General features: G+C 58.7%; 14 protein-coding genes. 7 read left to right on the top strand and 7 right to left on the bottom strand.

Features of this window, described 5'->3' with window-relative positions; genetic code table 11:
- From PMI34_RS29365 to ahpF, 3 genes are all read left to right on the top strand, one after another.
- A partial coding sequence (locus PMI34_RS29365; RefSeq protein WP_238538790.1) for a hypothetical protein occupies positions 1 to 236 on the top strand: 236 nt, incomplete at its 5' end.
- Positions 237 to 256: 20 nt separating this feature from the next.
- Positions 257 to 820 carry an alkyl hydroperoxide reductase subunit C gene (gene ahpC / locus PMI34_RS09200; protein WP_007975937.1) on the top strand — a complete coding sequence of 188 codons (564 nt, stop codon included), beginning with the start codon at positions 257 to 259 and terminating at the stop codon, positions 818 to 820.
- Positions 821 to 947: 127 nt separating this feature from the next.
- A complete protein-coding gene (gene ahpF / locus PMI34_RS09205; protein ID WP_008051775.1) occupies positions 948 to 2,510 on the top strand; it encodes an alkyl hydroperoxide reductase subunit F in 1,563 nt (520 codons plus the stop codon).
- 177 nt (positions 2,511 to 2,687) lie between these two features.
- On the opposite strand, the gene gloA is transcribed toward ahpF, so the two are convergent.
- Positions 2,688 to 3,209, bottom strand: coding sequence for a lactoylglutathione lyase (gloA, locus tag PMI34_RS09210; RefSeq protein WP_008051766.1), 522 nt, complete (start codon positions 3,207 to 3,209; stop codon positions 2,688 to 2,690).
- 144 nt (positions 3,210 to 3,353) lie between these two features.
- Between gloA and PMI34_RS09215 the strand changes: the two genes are divergently transcribed.
- A complete protein-coding gene (locus PMI34_RS09215; RefSeq protein WP_008051764.1) occupies positions 3,354 to 3,872 on the top strand; it encodes a DUF4946 domain-containing protein in 519 nt (172 codons plus the stop codon).
- A gap of 161 nt (positions 3,873 to 4,033) precedes the next feature.
- On the opposite strand, the gene PMI34_RS09220 is transcribed toward PMI34_RS09215, so the two are convergent.
- The 3 genes from PMI34_RS09220 to PMI34_RS09230 all read right to left on the bottom strand — a co-directional run bounded on the left by PMI34_RS09220 (position 4,034) and on the right by PMI34_RS09230 (position 7,151).
- Complete coding sequence (locus tag PMI34_RS09220) at positions 4,034 to 4,399, bottom strand: histone-like nucleoid-structuring protein, MvaT/MvaU family (protein WP_008051761.1); 366 nt, start codon at positions 4,397 to 4,399, stop codon at positions 4,034 to 4,036.
- Between the two features lie 234 nt (positions 4,400 to 4,633).
- Positions 4,634 to 6,166 (bottom strand): EAL domain-containing protein, encoded by a 1,533-nt coding sequence (locus PMI34_RS09225; protein WP_008051759.1) that lies wholly within the window; start codon positions 6,164 to 6,166, stop codon positions 4,634 to 4,636.
- Between the two features lie 112 nt (positions 6,167 to 6,278).
- Positions 6,279 to 7,151, bottom strand: a complete 873-nt coding sequence (locus tag PMI34_RS09230; RefSeq protein ID WP_008051758.1) for a LysR family transcriptional regulator — start codon at positions 7,149 to 7,151, stop codon at positions 6,279 to 6,281.
- Positions 7,152 to 7,228: 77 nt separating this feature from the next.
- On the opposite strand from PMI34_RS09230, the gene PMI34_RS09235 reads away from it, so the two are divergent.
- Both PMI34_RS09235 and hppD read left to right on the top strand, forming a co-directional pair.
- On the top strand, positions 7,229 to 8,173 hold the full coding sequence (locus tag PMI34_RS09235) for a DMT family transporter (RefSeq protein ID WP_008051745.1): 945 nt from the start codon (positions 7,229 to 7,231) through the stop codon (positions 8,171 to 8,173).
- A 251-nt stretch (positions 8,174 to 8,424) separates the two neighbouring features.
- Positions 8,425 to 9,501, top strand: a complete 1,077-nt coding sequence (gene hppD, locus PMI34_RS09240; RefSeq protein ID WP_008051744.1) for a 4-hydroxyphenylpyruvate dioxygenase — start codon at positions 8,425 to 8,427, stop codon at positions 9,499 to 9,501.
- Positions 9,502 to 9,627: 126 nt separating this feature from the next.
- Here hppD and rarD read toward each other — a convergent pair whose 3' ends face one another.
- The 3 genes from rarD to PMI34_RS09255 all read right to left on the bottom strand — a co-directional run bounded on the left by rarD (position 9,628) and on the right by PMI34_RS09255 (position 13,137).
- The gene (gene rarD, locus PMI34_RS09245) at positions 9,628 to 10,509 is read right to left on the bottom strand and encodes an EamA family transporter RarD (protein WP_008051743.1); all 882 of its coding nucleotides are present in this window, start codon (positions 10,507 to 10,509) and stop codon (positions 9,628 to 9,630) included.
- A gap of 197 nt (positions 10,510 to 10,706) precedes the next feature.
- The gene (locus PMI34_RS09250) at positions 10,707 to 11,720 is read right to left on the bottom strand and encodes an aldo/keto reductase (RefSeq protein ID WP_008051742.1); all 1,014 of its coding nucleotides are present in this window, start codon (positions 11,718 to 11,720) and stop codon (positions 10,707 to 10,709) included.
- Positions 11,721 to 11,826: 106 nt separating this feature from the next.
- Positions 11,827 to 13,137, bottom strand: coding sequence for an MFS transporter (locus PMI34_RS09255; protein ID WP_008051740.1), 1,311 nt, complete (start codon positions 13,135 to 13,137; stop codon positions 11,827 to 11,829).
- A gap of 170 nt (positions 13,138 to 13,307) precedes the next feature.
- On the opposite strand from PMI34_RS09255, the gene PMI34_RS09260 reads away from it, so the two are divergent.
- On the top strand, positions 13,308 to 14,429 hold the full coding sequence (locus PMI34_RS09260) for a sugar diacid recognition domain-containing protein (RefSeq protein ID WP_008051738.1): 1,122 nt from the start codon (positions 13,308 to 13,310) through the stop codon (positions 14,427 to 14,429).
- Positions 14,430 to 14,458: the final 29 nt, after the last annotated feature.

The following is a 14,458-nucleotide window of genomic DNA, read 5'->3' as shown; positions in this document are numbered from 1 at the left end:
GGCCGCGCAGCGGTCGTCATCCCGGCTTGCATGGCCTGCCTGATACACCGCGAGTTCTGATTTCACGATCGCTGCGCGGCCGAACGCAGGCTCCGCCAGCTGCTACACAAAATCCTGGATATCGTTTTCTTCTATTAATACCGCTGGCTAATAGCGAAAGCCAATCAGCAGCATCAGGTTTGCCAATGAGCCTTCCGTTCGTCGAGTGGGTAAAGTTCTCTCCATCAACTTCTTAACCCCTGACGGAGAGTCAACGATGCCTATCATCAACAGCCAAGTTAAACCGTTCAAAGCTGACGCATTCAAAAATGGCGACTTCGTAAAAGTCTCGGACGCTGATCTGAAAGGCAAGTGGTCTGTGGTGTTCTTCTACCCGGCCGACTTCACCTTCGTTTGCCCGACCGAGCTGGAAGACCTGGCCGACAACTACGACGCATTCCAGAAGCTGGGCGTCGAGATCTACAGCGTTTCCACCGACACCCATTTCGCCCACGCTGCCTGGCACAACACTTCGCCAGCCATCGGCAAGATCCAGTACACCATGATCGGCGACCCGACCCACGCCATCTCCCGTAACTTCGACGTGCTGATCGAAGAAGCAGGCCTAGCTGACCGTGGCACCTTCGTGATCAACCCTGAAGGCCAGATCAAGATCGTTGAACTCAACGACGGCGGTGTAGGCCGTGACGCTTCCGAGCTGCTGCGCAAGATCAAGGCTGCCCAGTACGTCGCTGCTCACCCAGGCCAGGTTTGCCCGGCCAAGTGGAAAGAAGGCGAGGCTACTCTGGCACCGTCCCTGGACCTAGTCGGCAAGATCTAAGTCTGTGACGCGCTTCATCAGGGCGCACTTGCGCACCTTCTAAGCAAGCTGCACCGCCCAATAAAAACGCCCGGGCGAGATTCGCTCGGGCGTTTTTTTGTCTCAAGAATTCAAGGAAATCGCCCGTATGTTGGACACCAATCTTAAAGCCCAGTTGAAATCGTACCTGGAACGGGTCACCCAGCCGATCGAGATCGTTGCTTCCCTCGACGACGGTGCGAAATCCCGGGAAATGCTCGAACTGTTGAAAGACGTTGCCAGTCTTTCCAACCTGATTACCTTGCTCGACAACGGCGATGATGCGCGCAAACCGTCGTTCTCGATCAATCGCCCGGGAGCCGATATCAGCCTGCGATTCGCCGGCATCCCGATGGGCCACGAATTCACGTCCTTGGTGCTGGCCTTGCTGCAAGTTGGCGGTCACCCGTCGAAAGCCAGTGCTGAAGTGATCGAACAGATCCGCTCGCTCAAAGGCGAGTTCACCTTCGAGACTTACTTCTCGCTGTCCTGCCAGAACTGCCCGGACGTGGTCCAGGCGCTGAACCTGATGGCGGTACTGAACCCGAACATTCGCCACGTCGCCATCGACGGCGCGCTGTTCCAGGCTGAGGTCGATGAGCGCCAGATCATGGCGGTCCCAAGCATCTACCTCAACGGTGTGAACTTCGGCCAGGGTCGCATGGGCCTGGAAGAAATCCTCGCCAGGATCGACACCGGCGGCATCGAACGCCAGGCCGAGAAAATCAGCGCCAAGGATGCCTTTGATGTGCTGGTGGTCGGCGGTGGTCCGGCCGGTGCTTCGGCGGCCATCTATGCGGCCCGTAAAGGTATTCGCACCGGTGTCGCGGCTGAACGTTTTGGTGGGCAGGTGCTGGACACCATGGCCATCGAGAACTTTATCTCGGTGCAGGAAACCGAAGGGCCGAAACTGGCCGTGGCACTGGAAGAGCACGTCAAGCAGTACGACGTGGACATCATGAACCTGCAACGCGCAGACAAATTGATCACTGGAAAAGCAGGTGAGTTGCACGAAGTCCACTTCGTCAGCGGCGCGAAGCTCAGGGCCAAGACCGTGATTCTGGCAACCGGTGCGCGGTGGCGTGAAATGAACGTGCCGGGCGAGCAGCAATACCGTAACAAGGGCGTAGCGTACTGCCCGCACTGCGACGGCCCGCTGTTCAAGGGCAAGCGCGTGGCGGTGATTGGCGGCGGCAACTCCGGCGTCGAAGCGGCCATTGACCTGGCCGGTATCGTGTCCCATGTCACGCTACTGGAGTTCGATGTGCAGTTGCGAGCCGATGCGGTATTGCAGCGCAAGTTGCACAGCCTGCCGAACGTCACCGTGATCACCAGTGCGCAAACCACTGAAGTCACCGGCGACGGCCAGAAGGTCAACGGCCTGCGCTACAAGGATCGTCAGAGCGACGAATTGCGCAGCGTGGAACTGGAAGGGATCTTTGTGCAGATCGGTCTGTTGCCCAACACCGATTGGCTCAAGGGCACCATCGAGTTGTCGCCCCGTGGCGAGATCATCGTCGACGCTCGCGGTGAAACGTCGGTGCCGGGTGTGTTTGCCGCTGGCGACGTGACCACCGTGCCGTACAAGCAGATCGTGATCGCAGTGGGCGAGGGGGCCAAGGCTTCCCTGAGTGCCTTCGATCACTTGATCCGCACCTCCGCTCCGGCATAAATCCTGGCACTGAAAACACAAAACCCCATGAGTGATCATGGGGTTTTTTGTGTCCTGCACATTACCAATGTGGGAGCGGGCTTGCTCGCGAAGGCGGAGTGTCAGTCAACATAAATGTCGTCTGATACACCGCCTTCGCGAGCAAGCCCGCTCCCACAAGGGGATTTGCGGTGTGGCTTAGAGCGGAGCCGGCTGAATGATCTCGACCCAGTAGGCGTCCGGGTCCTTGATGAACGCCAGGCTCTTCATGCGACCATCGCTCAGGCGTTTCTGGAAGTCGCAGCCCAGTGCTTCAAAGCGCTCGCAGGCGGCGACGATGTCCGGTACCGAAATGCAGATGTGGCCGAAACCACGCGGGTCGGAGTTGCCATTGTGGTAGGCGAAATCCGCATCGTTCTCGGTGCCGTGGTTGTGGGTCAGCTCCAGGATGCCGGGGATCGATTTCATCCACTCGGTGCGCGCGGTGGCGTCGGCCGGGATCTGGTTCTTGTCCACCAGCGCCAGGAAATACAGGCTGAACTCGGCTTCCGGGAAATCGCGTTTTTCCACCAGGGTAAAACCCAGGACGCGTGTGTAGAAGTCCAGGGACCTGGTGATGTCCTTGACCCGCAGCATGGTGTGGTTGAAGACAAATTTCTGTGTAGCGGCGTCCGGTTGGGCGGTGACGCCGGGGAAGGTGTTCAATTCGTGCAGGCTCATGGGCCCTCCGGGAAATATGTGGGCTAACGAATGACGACAATGATACGCAAGGGTTCGGACATCACCAAACCCAAACAGTCGGCTATTGCCTGACAGCCGGCCTGGGCCCAGACTTTACGGCTTGATCCTTGAGTGACCATTGCAATGATTCGATTCCGTGGCCTGCTGTTCATCCTGCTAGGCGTGTTTTCGCTGGCTGGCGTTGCTCGTGCAGATGCGCCAGTAGTCACCTGGCCGCAAGGCTGGCAGATCGAAGAAGTGCCTGAATCGGCGTCGGGCGTCAGTCGCCAGCGGGCGGTGAAAAATGATCAGAATGGATCGCCGCTCATGGTGATGGAACTGACCATGAGTCCGGTGCAAAGCGATCATCAGGTAAACCTCGAAGGCGTATTGCTGGAGATGCGCAAGTCGGTTCAAAAAGACTTCTATCAGGGCGGGTATCAAAGTGTCTGCACGCGCATTCATTCGACGACCTTGAGTCGATTGGCCGCGCTGGAAACAACCTGCACCATCACGCAAAACGGCAGGCATGTGCTTTCTCAAACATTGGTGGCCGCGGTGGATGCCGATAAGGCCTATGTTCTTTCCTATGCTGGGCAGGCCGAGGCTTATAAGGCGAGCCAGGGTGAAATAGACGCAGCTCGTAACAGCTTGAAACTTTAGTAAGCGACAGTGCTTTTTCGATGCATGAAGAAAATTTTAGATATCCAAATGGATTAAGCACAAAGTTTCTGGCAGTTCGGTATTTGCGCGGTGTCCGCCTTCGGGTTTTAGATGACCCATGAAAAAGCCCTGCATGAGCAGGGCTTTTTTCGCCACGAGAGTTAGCCGCGCAACCAGGAATCAACGGTGGCTGCACCGTACTGTTCTTTCCAGGCTTTCAGGCCGCGGTGATTTCCGCCCTTGGTTTCAATCAGCTCGCCGGTGTGCGGGTTCTGATAAACCTTGACCACACGGGCGCGGCGGGTTTTAGGCGCTGCTGCCTGCAACAGGCCGGATTTTGCCGGGTTAGGATCGAGAATGGCGATGATGTCGCGCAGGCTCTTGCCATAGGTTTTCATCAGGCCCTGGAGCTTTTCTTCGAATTCGATTTCTTTCTTGAGCCCGGCATCGTTCTTCAGGGATTCCAACTGCTTGAGCTGTTCTTGAAGGGCCTTTTCGGCTGCACGAAATTCAGCGAGTCTGGACAATATCTTTACTCCAATAGTGTGTTTGGCTGATACCAACCGCAAACAAAGCTATAAGCCAAGAGCCTTGAAGCGACTCGGTGATAGTGGCTCGCCTGCCGATTTAGCGCAGGCATCAAAAATTGTAGTAGTTAATTGGCCAAGAGTAAATCCTGTCTTTTTCTTCATGTAACGTCAGTAGTGTTTTGATTCAAATTGGTGCGGCTAATCGTTTGTTTTGGCGATTAAATTTGCGAGTTAATGGTTGCTTAATGCACTAATGAACTCTGCGCCGGGCATGGGTTTGCCGAACAGGTAACCTTGCAGGAAGTTGACCTGATGGGCGCTCAGGTAATCACTTTGCTCGCGGGTTTCGACACCTTCGGCCACCAAGGCAAGATCGAGTTTGGCCGCCAGTTCGATGATGCTGTCGAGGAGGTGGCTCGAGAGTGTGTCGACGCCGATCATGGCGACAAAACTCTGGTCTATTTTCAGAAAATCGACATTGAACTGCCGAAGGTAGCCAAGGCTTGAGTGGCCCGTGCCGAAGTCGTCGATGGCGATTTTCACGCCCAGTTCGCGAAGTTGCTCGAAGAGTTGCAGGGTAATGGCCGTGGGCTCGATCAGTTCACGTTCGGTCAGTTCCAGTACCAGATGGATCGAGCCCGGCTCGAACGCATCGAGAAACTGGCGGCAATCCTTGACCAGTTCCAGGTCCTGGCAATGGCTGGCGGTGATGTTGATGCCAATGTGAAACGGCTTGTTGAAGCTGGCCGAATGTGGTGCGAGCAGGACGGCGGTTTGTCGCATCAGCGAGCGGGTCATCGGTACGATCAGCCCGGAGTGCTCGGCAAACGGAATGAACAGATCCGGACGCACCAGGCCTTCCTTCGGATGTTGCCAGCGCATCAGCACTTCAGCGCCGGACCAGCTTTTGCTGTCGCCATGTACCACGGGCTGAAAATACGCAATGAACTCTTTCGCTTCCAGTGCCCGCTGCATTTCATGGGTGGGGGACGATGAGCGCTTTTGCAGGAAGTGACCAATTGTCCCGGCAATCACGCCGAAGAAAATCAGCAGGCTGAACAACGGCGGATATTCGCTGCTCATGTATCGCCAGGTTTCGCCTTTGGGGAAACCCGCTTCCACGGCAAACGCATAGTGCCCGGAAGTCAAACGACTTTGCGCAACGGGCAACTCCGGCACAGCGCCGGTATGAAACTTGCCGTCGGCGGACAACCAGTCCGGGCCAACTTGCAGCAACAGCAAGGTCTTGCGGCCTATCAGGCGCAGGATATTGCTCAAGTGATAACCATCGAGGGTTGTCAGCGCGCCTTTCTTTCCTTCGCTCAGGCGATACACCAGCAAGGCGGTGTTGGGCGTTACCGGATTGCCGTTCATGAGCCATAAGGCGCCTTGGGTGTAGTCACCGGGGTTGACCGTCTCCTGGTAGTCACCGAACAGAGAGCTGCAATAGAGGTTGTTGTCCCACACCAGATTGGTTGATCGCACGAAGGGGCGGCGAGTGACCTGCTCGCGCAGCGCCAGTTTGACGTCAGCGCAACTTTGGCCCGCCAGCGGCAGCAATTCATGGGCGGCCTGAGCGGTGTTGTCGAGCATCAGGTCGAACTGGCGAATCGCTTCTTCGGCGGTTTGTCTGGTGTCTTGTTTGAGCGCACGGCCTGCTTGCATGTAAAGAATGGCGGCCCCCAGCAGTACCGGGAGCAATCCACTGAACAGGGTGACCGCAATTCTTTTTCTGCGACTGCGGGTTTTGGCTTTCAGCGGCATTCGCGAGTCCTGTCACGAAGAAGTAAGGCTCTCAATTGATGGAGGGGCAAAACGCCTCTCATGAAGAGTTCGGGTATGGGCCATGATAGTTGGCCGTTGGCGGTTATGCCGCTCAATGCAAGTCGAGGCTTTCGGCAAGCTTGATAAAGGCCAGCGTCGCGGGTGATGCCTGGCGTCGATCGAGCACCGCCAGGCCGACTTGGCGCAACACCACCGGCGACAGCGGTTTTTTCACCCAGCGGCGGTCAATTTGATTGGGCAATGACCCTTCGGCAACCACCGTCACACCGTCGCCGCGAGCGACGACATCCAGGGTGCTGATCAACTGCGAGCAGCGATAACGGATGTTGGGCGTCAGTCGGGCCGCCATGAACAGGCGTGAAACCAGCTCCGAAGAACCGGCCTCGGTCAGCACGAACGGGAAGTCGCACAGGTCTCTCAGGCTCAGGCTGTCGTGAACCTCCAGCGGGTGGCCGGCGGGCAGCAGGGCGACCATCTGGTCTTCGGTCAACGAGATCGTGTCGAAACGCTCCTGGGGCAACACCACAAAGCCGATGTCGATTCGCCGTTCCTCCAGCCATTGGAGTACCTGGCGGTCGGGGCCTTCATCGATATGCACCTCGATGCCGGGATGGGCGGCGCGGAACTGCTGCAGAATCAACGGCAGCAATTTGATCGATGAGGTCGGGCCGAAGGAGCCGATGCGCAGCGTGCCGCGTTTCATGCCCCGCGCATCGGCCGCTTCCTGGCGCAGGGTGTTGGCCAGGCCGAGCATCGCCCGGGCACGCAGCAACAACTGCTGGCCAATGTCGCTCAGTTCGACCCGGGATTGATGTCGGCGCAACAGTTCGACACCCAACTCCAGTTCCAGGGACTTCAATGCATGGGACACCGCCGATTGGGAAATACCCAGGCGATTGGCCGCTGCCGTGAAACCGTGGAGTTCGGCCACCAGGGAGAAAATCTCCAGTTGAGTGAGGGTCATGAGTGTTTGCTCATTTTACGATGACTGGGTATTAGTCGAATGATACGGCATCTCTCCAACATCCGGTCCTGGAATCCATGACGATCTGTGAGCAAAGCCTGTCAAAACCCTCGGATCTGCCGGTGTATCTGAAACTGGCGGCGGTCACCATGGTGTGGGGTGGCACCTTCGTTGCCGGACGCTATCTGGCCGGCGGCCTCAGCCCGCTACTGGCGGCCAGCCTGCGGTTTCTGCTGGCCAGCGTGGCGTTACTGCTGTTTATACGCATGGCGCGGACACCGCTGGTCCGGCCCAGCACCCGGCAATGGCTGCAATTGCTTTTGCTTGGCTTTTTCGGGATCTTTTTCTACAACCTGTGCTTCTTTTACGGCCTGCATTACATCAGCGCTTCACGGGCGTCCTTGATTGTCGCGCTGAATCCGGCGGTGATCGGCCTCGCTTCCTGGCTGCTGTTCAAGGAGCGTTTGAACCGGGCCAAAGTCATTGGTATTGCGATCTGCATGGCGGGAGCGAGCATGGTGATCGTCAGTCGCGACCCGCAATTACTGGCCGGCGGTGTCGATGCCTGGCTCGGCGACTTGCTGATTTTCGGCTGCGTCCTCGGCTGGGGTGTCTACTCGCTGTTCTCCAAAGAGCTGAACCACAGCCTGGGACCGGTGCAAACGGTGACTTATTCGATACTGCTGGGCACCGTCATGCTCTGGATCGCCTGCATCGTACGCGGTGAGGTGAGTACCAGCACAATCGCTCAACTCGGTGCGCAGCAATGGTTGAGCCTTTTGTACCTCGGCGTGCTGGGATCGGCGCTGGCGTACATTGGCTACTACGACGGCATCCGCAAAATCGGCGCAACCCGTTCCGGGGTGTTCATTGCCTTGAACCCGTTGACGGCGGTGATCCTTGGCGCGCTGCTGCTGGATGAGCCGCTGACGCTGGCCATGTGCCTGGGTGGCGGGCTGATCCTTGCGGGGATTTTCCTGTGCAACAAACCCCTTGCGCGGGCATGGAAAAAGGGGATTTGATACAGAAGGCGGACAAACTGATTTACGCTGTGTAGAATCGGGTTACGCATACAATAATAATCGTCTTCTGGCAGCAGAAGCCTCGCCCGCAAGAGCCTTGGGTCGAAAATGAAGATATTCGGGTTTCAACTGATCTACGGTGACTTTCTCGCCCGCAGTGTGCGGGGCATCTCCTGTGCGCCACCCACCGGTCTCAGCATTGCTTACAACTAACCTTTGTTAATTGATAAAAAAATGATGAGGCGCCAACCATGGCAGATTTATACGAAAACCCAATGGGCCTGATGGGCTTTGAATTCATCGAGCTCGCATCGCCGACCCCGAACACCCTGGAGCCGATCTTCGAGATCATGGGCTTCACCAAGGTGGCGACCCACCGTTCCAAGGATGTGCACCTGTATCGCCAGGGTGCGATCAACCTGATTCTCAACAACGAACCCCACAGCGTGGCCTCGTACTTCGCGGCCGAGCACGGTCCGTCGGTGTGCGGCATGGCGTTTCGCGTCAAGGATTCGCAAAAAGCCTACAAGCGTGCCCTGGAACTCGGCGCCCAGCCGATCCACATCGAAACCGGCCCAATGGAGCTGAACCTGCCGGCGATCAAGGGCATTGGCGGTGCGCCGCTGTACCTGATCGACCGTTTCGGCGAAGGCAGCTCGATCTATGACATCGACTTCGTGTTCATCGAAGGCGTGGACCGCCATCCAGTCGGTGCCGGCCTGAAGATCATCGATCACCTGACCCACAACGTGTATCGCGGTCGCATGGCCTACTGGGCCAACTTCTACGAGAAGCTGTTCAATTTCCGCGAAATCCGCTACTTCGACATCAAGGGCGAATACACCGGCCTGACCTCCAAGGCCATGACCGCACCCGATGGCATGATCCGTATCCCGTTGAACGAAGAGTCGTCCAAGGGCGCCGGGCAGATCGAAGAGTTCCTGATGCAGTTCAACGGCGAGGGCATCCAGCACGTTGCGTTCCTGTCCGAAGACCTGATCAAGACCTGGGACCACCTGAAAAGCATCGGCATGCGCTTCATGACCGCGCCGCCGGAGACTTACTACGAAATGCTCGAAGGCCGTTTGCCGAACCACGGCGAGCCGGTGGACCAACTGCAGGCGCGGGGCATTTTGCTGGACGGTTCGTCCGAGTCGGGCGACAAGCGTCTGCTGCTGCAGATCTTCTCGGAAACCCTGATGGGGCCGGTGTTCTTCGAGTTCATCCAGCGCAAGGGCGATGACGGTTTCGGCGAAGGCAACTTCAAGGCGCTGTTCGAATCCATCGAGCGTGACCAGGTTCGTCGTGGCGTGTTGTCCACGGACTAAACCATTACGCCGATAAACCTGTGGGAGCGAGCTTGCTCGCGATGACGGTGTGTCAGTCAACATTGATGTTGAATGTACAACCGCTATCGCGAGCAAGCTCGCTCCCACATTGTTTTGTGTCGGTGGTTAAGGTCTGCGTTGCCGCACCAGATGCTTGAACCCTTCAAACATCAATACCAGCACCGCCATCCAGATCGGGATGTAGGTCAGCCATTCACCGGCCTTGATGCTTTCACCCAGCAACAACGCCACCCCCAGCAGCAACACCGGTTCGACGTAGCTCAACAAGCCGAACAGGCTGAACGGCAGCAGGCGGCTGGCAATGATGTACACCACCAACGCCGACGCGCTGATCACGCCGAGCATCGGGATCAACAGCGACAACCATGGATGCTGTTCAAATACCCCGAAACCTTGCGCGCCGCTCTGGACGAACCAGAAGGCCACCGGCAGCGTCAACGCCATGTCCAGCCACAAGCCGCCGAGATTGTCCGCCGCCAGCCGTTTGCGCAGGACGAAGTAGGTCGGATAACCAATGCAGACCAGCAAGGTCGCCCAGGAAAAACCACCAACCTGATACACCTCGTTGACCACCCCCAGGCAGGCGAACACTACGGCAACTTTTTGCAGCCAGGACAGGCGTTCGCCGTAGGCCAGGCGGCCGGTCAAGACCATGGTCAGCGGCAGCAGGAAATAGCCGAGGGACACGTCGAGGCTGTAGCCGTTCAGCGGTGCCCACATGAACAGCCACAATTGCACGCCGAGCAGGGCAGAGGAGACGATCAGCGCGCCCATCAGCTTCGGATTGGCCATGGCGCGCCGAACAATTTCCAGCACGCGTTTCCATTCCCCGGACACCACCATGAACACGGTCATGCACGGGACGGTCAGCAGCATGCGCCAACCGAAGATTTCCACGCCGCTCAAGGGGGTGAGCAGCGATGTGTAGTAATACATGACGGCAAACAGCACCGAGGCTGTAACCGATAGAGCGATACCTTTAGACAAGCTGTCCTCGCGTGATTTTGAGTGAGAGTGAAACGGGCGCTGAGGATACGTGGTTTTTCAGACGAATATTGACCGATCAATCAACACGGAACCTGTGGGAGCGAGCTTGCTCGCGATAGCGGTACACCAGCCAACATTGATGTTGAATGTGAATCTGCTATCGCGAGCAAGCTCGCTCCCACATGGGAAAGGGCTGATCAGCTATTGCGCGGTTTACGCCCCGACACAAAATGGCTCACATCATTGAACCCCGGCGTCGACGCATGCCCCGGCGTTACCAGCGAATCGATGAACGCCTCGTCCTCGGCCGTGATCTTCACCGCCTGCGCCTTAGTGTAGGCGTCCCACTGCGCTTCGGTACGCGGCCCTACAATGGCTGAGGTAACAGCGCTGTTGTTCAGTACCCAGGCAATCGCGAACTCGACGATGCCGACACCGCGCTGCCCGGTGTATTGCTGGATCTGCTGCGCGATGCGAAGGGACTCGATGCGCCATTCGGTTTCCAGGATGCGTTTGTCCTGGCGTCCGGCCCGGCTGTTGGCGTCGGGCTTCATATCCGGCGCGTACTTGCCGCTGAGCACACCGCGCGCCAGCGGGCTGTAGGGCACCACGCCAAGGCCGTAGTTTTGCGCCGCCGTGATCTGCTCGGTTTCAGCCTGACGGTTGACGATGTTGTACAGAGGCTGGCTGATCACCGGCCGGTCGACGCCAAGCTTGTCGGCCACGCGAATGACTTCCGCGATGCGCCAGCCACGGTAGTTGGACAGGCCCCAGTAACGGACTTTGCCTTGGCGGATCAAGTCGCCGATGGCCGAGATCGTGACCTCCAGCGGCGTGTTGTGGTCTTCGCGGTGCAGGTAATAGATGTCGAGGTAGTCGGTGCCCAGGCGCGTCAGGCTGGCATCGATGCCGTTGAACAGATGCTTGCGGCTCAGGCCGCTGCGGTTGGGGACGCCGTCCACGGGGCCAAAGCCGACCTTGGTGGCCAGCACCCATTCATGACGGCGGCTGGCAATGGCCTCACCGACGATTTCCTCGGAACGGCCGTTGGTGTAAACGTCGGCGGTGTCGATGAAATTGATGCCCTGGTCCCAAGCCTTGTCGATGATTCGCAGGGAATCTTCGGTGCCGGTCTGTTCGCCGAACATCATGGTGCCCAGGGTCAGGGTGGACACCTGCAGACCCGAATGACCCAGCGTGCGGTAGCTCATGAGCAAATCCTTTTACCAGTGGGAAGGGCTCAATCAGATACCAGAACTGTCGCGGGGATCAATCTGAAATATCGAACACCGCCGCTCCCACAGGGGGAAGTGGTGCTTAGGCGCGCAACGCGCGGGTCATGCGCAACGCCAGCAAACTGCCGCAGACAATCACGCCCGCCAGCAGGTACAGCGCCGCATCGGTCGAGCCGGTGCTGTCCTTGACCCAACCCACCAGATACGGGCTGAGGAAGCCGGCCATCTGGCCCATGGAGTTGATCAGCGCCAGGCCGCCGGCCGCGGCGCCGGCACTGAGCAGGGCGGTCGGCACTGGCCAGAACATCGGCAGGCCGGTGAGGGCGCCCATGGTGGCGATGGTCAGGCCGAGAATCGCGATGGCCGGGTTGGCGGCGAAGTTCACAGCGATCAGCAGCCCCAGCGCGCCCATCAACATCGGCACCACCAAATGCCAGCGACGTTCCTGGCGCAGGTCCGCCGAACGGCCGACCATCAGCATGAACACCGCAGCCAGCAGGTACGGAATCGCACTGAGCCAGCCGATCACCAGGTTATCGCTGAAGCCCAGGTTCTTGATGATCGACGGCAGCCAGAAGTTGATCGCGTACACGCCACTCTGGATGCAGAAATAGATCAGGCCGAAAGCCCAGATCGCCGGGTTCTTGAACACCGCCAGCAGCGAGTCGGTGGTGGTTTTCGGCTTGTTCGCCAGATCTTCGGCGTGGTCGGCTTCAAGCACCGAGCGCTCGAACGGGGTCAGCCACTTGGCATTGGCGTAGCTGTCGCTGAGCAGGAAGTAAGCCAGCGCACCGAGGATGACGGTGGGAATACCTTGCAGCAGGAACATCCACTGCCAGCCGGCGAGGCCGCCCTGGCCCGTGGCGAAGTGGTTGAGGATCCAGCCGGAAAACGGACTGCCGAGCAAGCCGGATACCGGGATCGCCGACATGAACAGCGCCATGATGCGGCCACGGCGGAAGGTCGGGAACCACTGCGAGAGATACAACACCACGCCCGGGAAGAACCCGGCTTCGGCCGCGCCGGTGAACAGGCGCAGGGTATAGAACTCGGTCGGCGTGGTGACGAACAGCAAGCAGGTCGACAGGGTGCCCCAGGTGATCATCATCAGCGCAATCCAGCGCCGTGGGCCGAACCTGGTCAGGGCCAGGTTGCTTGGTACGCCGCACAGCACGTAACCGATAAAGAAGATGCCGGCGCCGAGGCCGTACACGGTTTCGCTGAACTTCAGCGCGTCGAGCATTTGCAGTTTGGCAAATCCAACGTTTACCCGGTCGAGGTAGTTGAACAGGTAGCAGATGAAAATGAAGGGGATCAAACGCAGGGTAATGCGCTTGTAGACGGCGTTTTTGTCGTCAGCGATGGCGTCGGACGCTACGGCGCTCTGTGTCATGGCGGCTCTCTCTTTATTATGATTTTTTGCGATGCAAAGGGTAACGTTGATCGCCCACAGAGTCTCGACCACCCTCAGGGTGGCTGTCTTTGTGCCTGAGCACAGGGTTTGCAACCAAGGCCTGTGCGGGTGAACAACCCGTTCCATCACCGTCTTCAAGGATCACTTGCATGTTCGAACTCGATCACGACCTGGCCCAGGACATCGTCGACCGGGCGATGGCCATCCTGCCGTACAACGTCAACGTCATGGACAGCCAGGGCTTGATCCTGGGCAGTGGCGAGCCGGAGCGGGTCAACACCCGCCATGAAGGCGCGCAACTGGTCCTGGCCAATGGCCGGGTGGTGGAGATCGATGCGCAGACGGCGATTCATCTCAAGGGCGTGCAGCCGGGCATCAACCTGCCGCTGATGCTCGACCAGCGCCTGATCGGCGTACTGGGCATCACCGGCGAGCCCGAGCAACTGCGCACCTACGCCGAACTGGTGCGCATGACCGCCGAAATGCTGGTGGGCCAGCGCAATCAGCAGGCCGAACAACAATGGCGGCGCCAGCGCTGCGATGATCTGCTGGCATTGTTGCTCAGCGAAGCCGGGGATGCTCCGCGACTGGTCGATGAAGCGCAGCAGTTGGGCCTCAAGCCACGGATGACCCGGGTACCGTACCTGTTCGAACTGGGCCTGGAGCACGCCCCGGGGCAAACCGTCGAGGCACTGAGCGCCTGGTTGATGTCCCGTCACCCCGACAGTTGGTGCGTGAGCTCGGCCAAGACCTCGTTGCTCTGGTGCCGGCCGGCCAGTCAGTCGGTGGAGAACGAGCGATTGCTGGACAAGCTCGACGGCCTGGGCTGGAACATCCTGCGCATTGCCGTGGGTGGGCAGGCCGATGGACTTTCGGGTTTACGCCGCTGCTATCGCCGGGTCGGTGACTTGCTCGCTTACGGGCGCGAGGTGTTGCCGAACTCCCGATTGCTGACGCTCAACCGCTACCGGCTGCCGGTGATGCTCTGGCGTCACCGCAACGACGACGCCCTCGACGAATTGCTCAATCCGCTGCGCAAGGTCATTGCCAAGGACAACAACGGCCAGTTGCTGGCAACCCTGCGCAGCTGGTGCGAACACGACGGCCAGAGCCAGGCCTGTGCCGATGCACTGGGCATCCATCGCAACAGCCTGCGCTATCGCATGGAGCGGATTGCAGAGCTGAGCGGGGTTGATCCACTAAGATTGGACGGCATGCTCGCGTTGTACCTCGGCGTGCAATTACTCCCGCAAACCGACGTAACCCCGTAGCAGCTGCCGAGCCTGCGAGGCTGCGTTCG

The sequence above is a fragment of the Pseudomonas sp. GM74 genome (genome assembly GCF_000282455.1).
Classification (GTDB): domain Bacteria; phylum Pseudomonadota; class Gammaproteobacteria; order Pseudomonadales; family Pseudomonadaceae; genus Aquipseudomonas.
This window is presented reverse-complemented; position numbering and strand designations above follow the sequence as displayed.

Excerpts from the sequence above, each read along its gene's own strand:
- PMI34_RS09260 (WP_008051738.1), top strand. The coding sequence starts at position 13,308 with ATGTTCGAACTCGATCACGACCTGGCCCAGGACATCGTCGACCGGGCG.
- ahpC (WP_007975937.1), top strand. The coding sequence starts at position 257 with ATGCCTATCATCAACAGCCAAGTTAAACCGTTCAAAGCTGACGCATTC.
- PMI34_RS09255 (WP_008051740.1), bottom strand. The coding sequence starts at position 13,137 with ATGACACAGAGCGCCGTAGCGTCCGACGCCATCGCTGACGACAAAAAC.
- PMI34_RS09235 (WP_008051745.1), top strand. The coding sequence starts at position 7,229 with ATGACGATCTGTGAGCAAAGCCTGTCAAAACCCTCGGATCTGCCGGTG.
- PMI34_RS09250 (WP_008051742.1), bottom strand. The coding sequence starts at position 11,720 with ATGAGCTACCGCACGCTGGGTCATTCGGGTCTGCAGGTGTCCACCCTG.
- ahpF (WP_008051775.1), top strand. The coding sequence starts at position 948 with ATGTTGGACACCAATCTTAAAGCCCAGTTGAAATCGTACCTGGAACGG.
- PMI34_RS09225 (WP_008051759.1), bottom strand. The coding sequence starts at position 6,166 with ATGCCGCTGAAAGCCAAAACCCGCAGTCGCAGAAAAAGAATTGCGGTC.
- gloA (WP_008051766.1), bottom strand. The coding sequence starts at position 3,209 with ATGAGCCTGCACGAATTGAACACCTTCCCCGGCGTCACCGCCCAACCG.
- PMI34_RS09215 (WP_008051764.1), top strand. The coding sequence starts at position 3,354 with ATGATTCGATTCCGTGGCCTGCTGTTCATCCTGCTAGGCGTGTTTTCG.
- hppD (WP_008051744.1), top strand. The coding sequence starts at position 8,425 with ATGGCAGATTTATACGAAAACCCAATGGGCCTGATGGGCTTTGAATTC.
- PMI34_RS09230 (WP_008051758.1), bottom strand. The coding sequence starts at position 7,151 with ATGACCCTCACTCAACTGGAGATTTTCTCCCTGGTGGCCGAACTCCAC.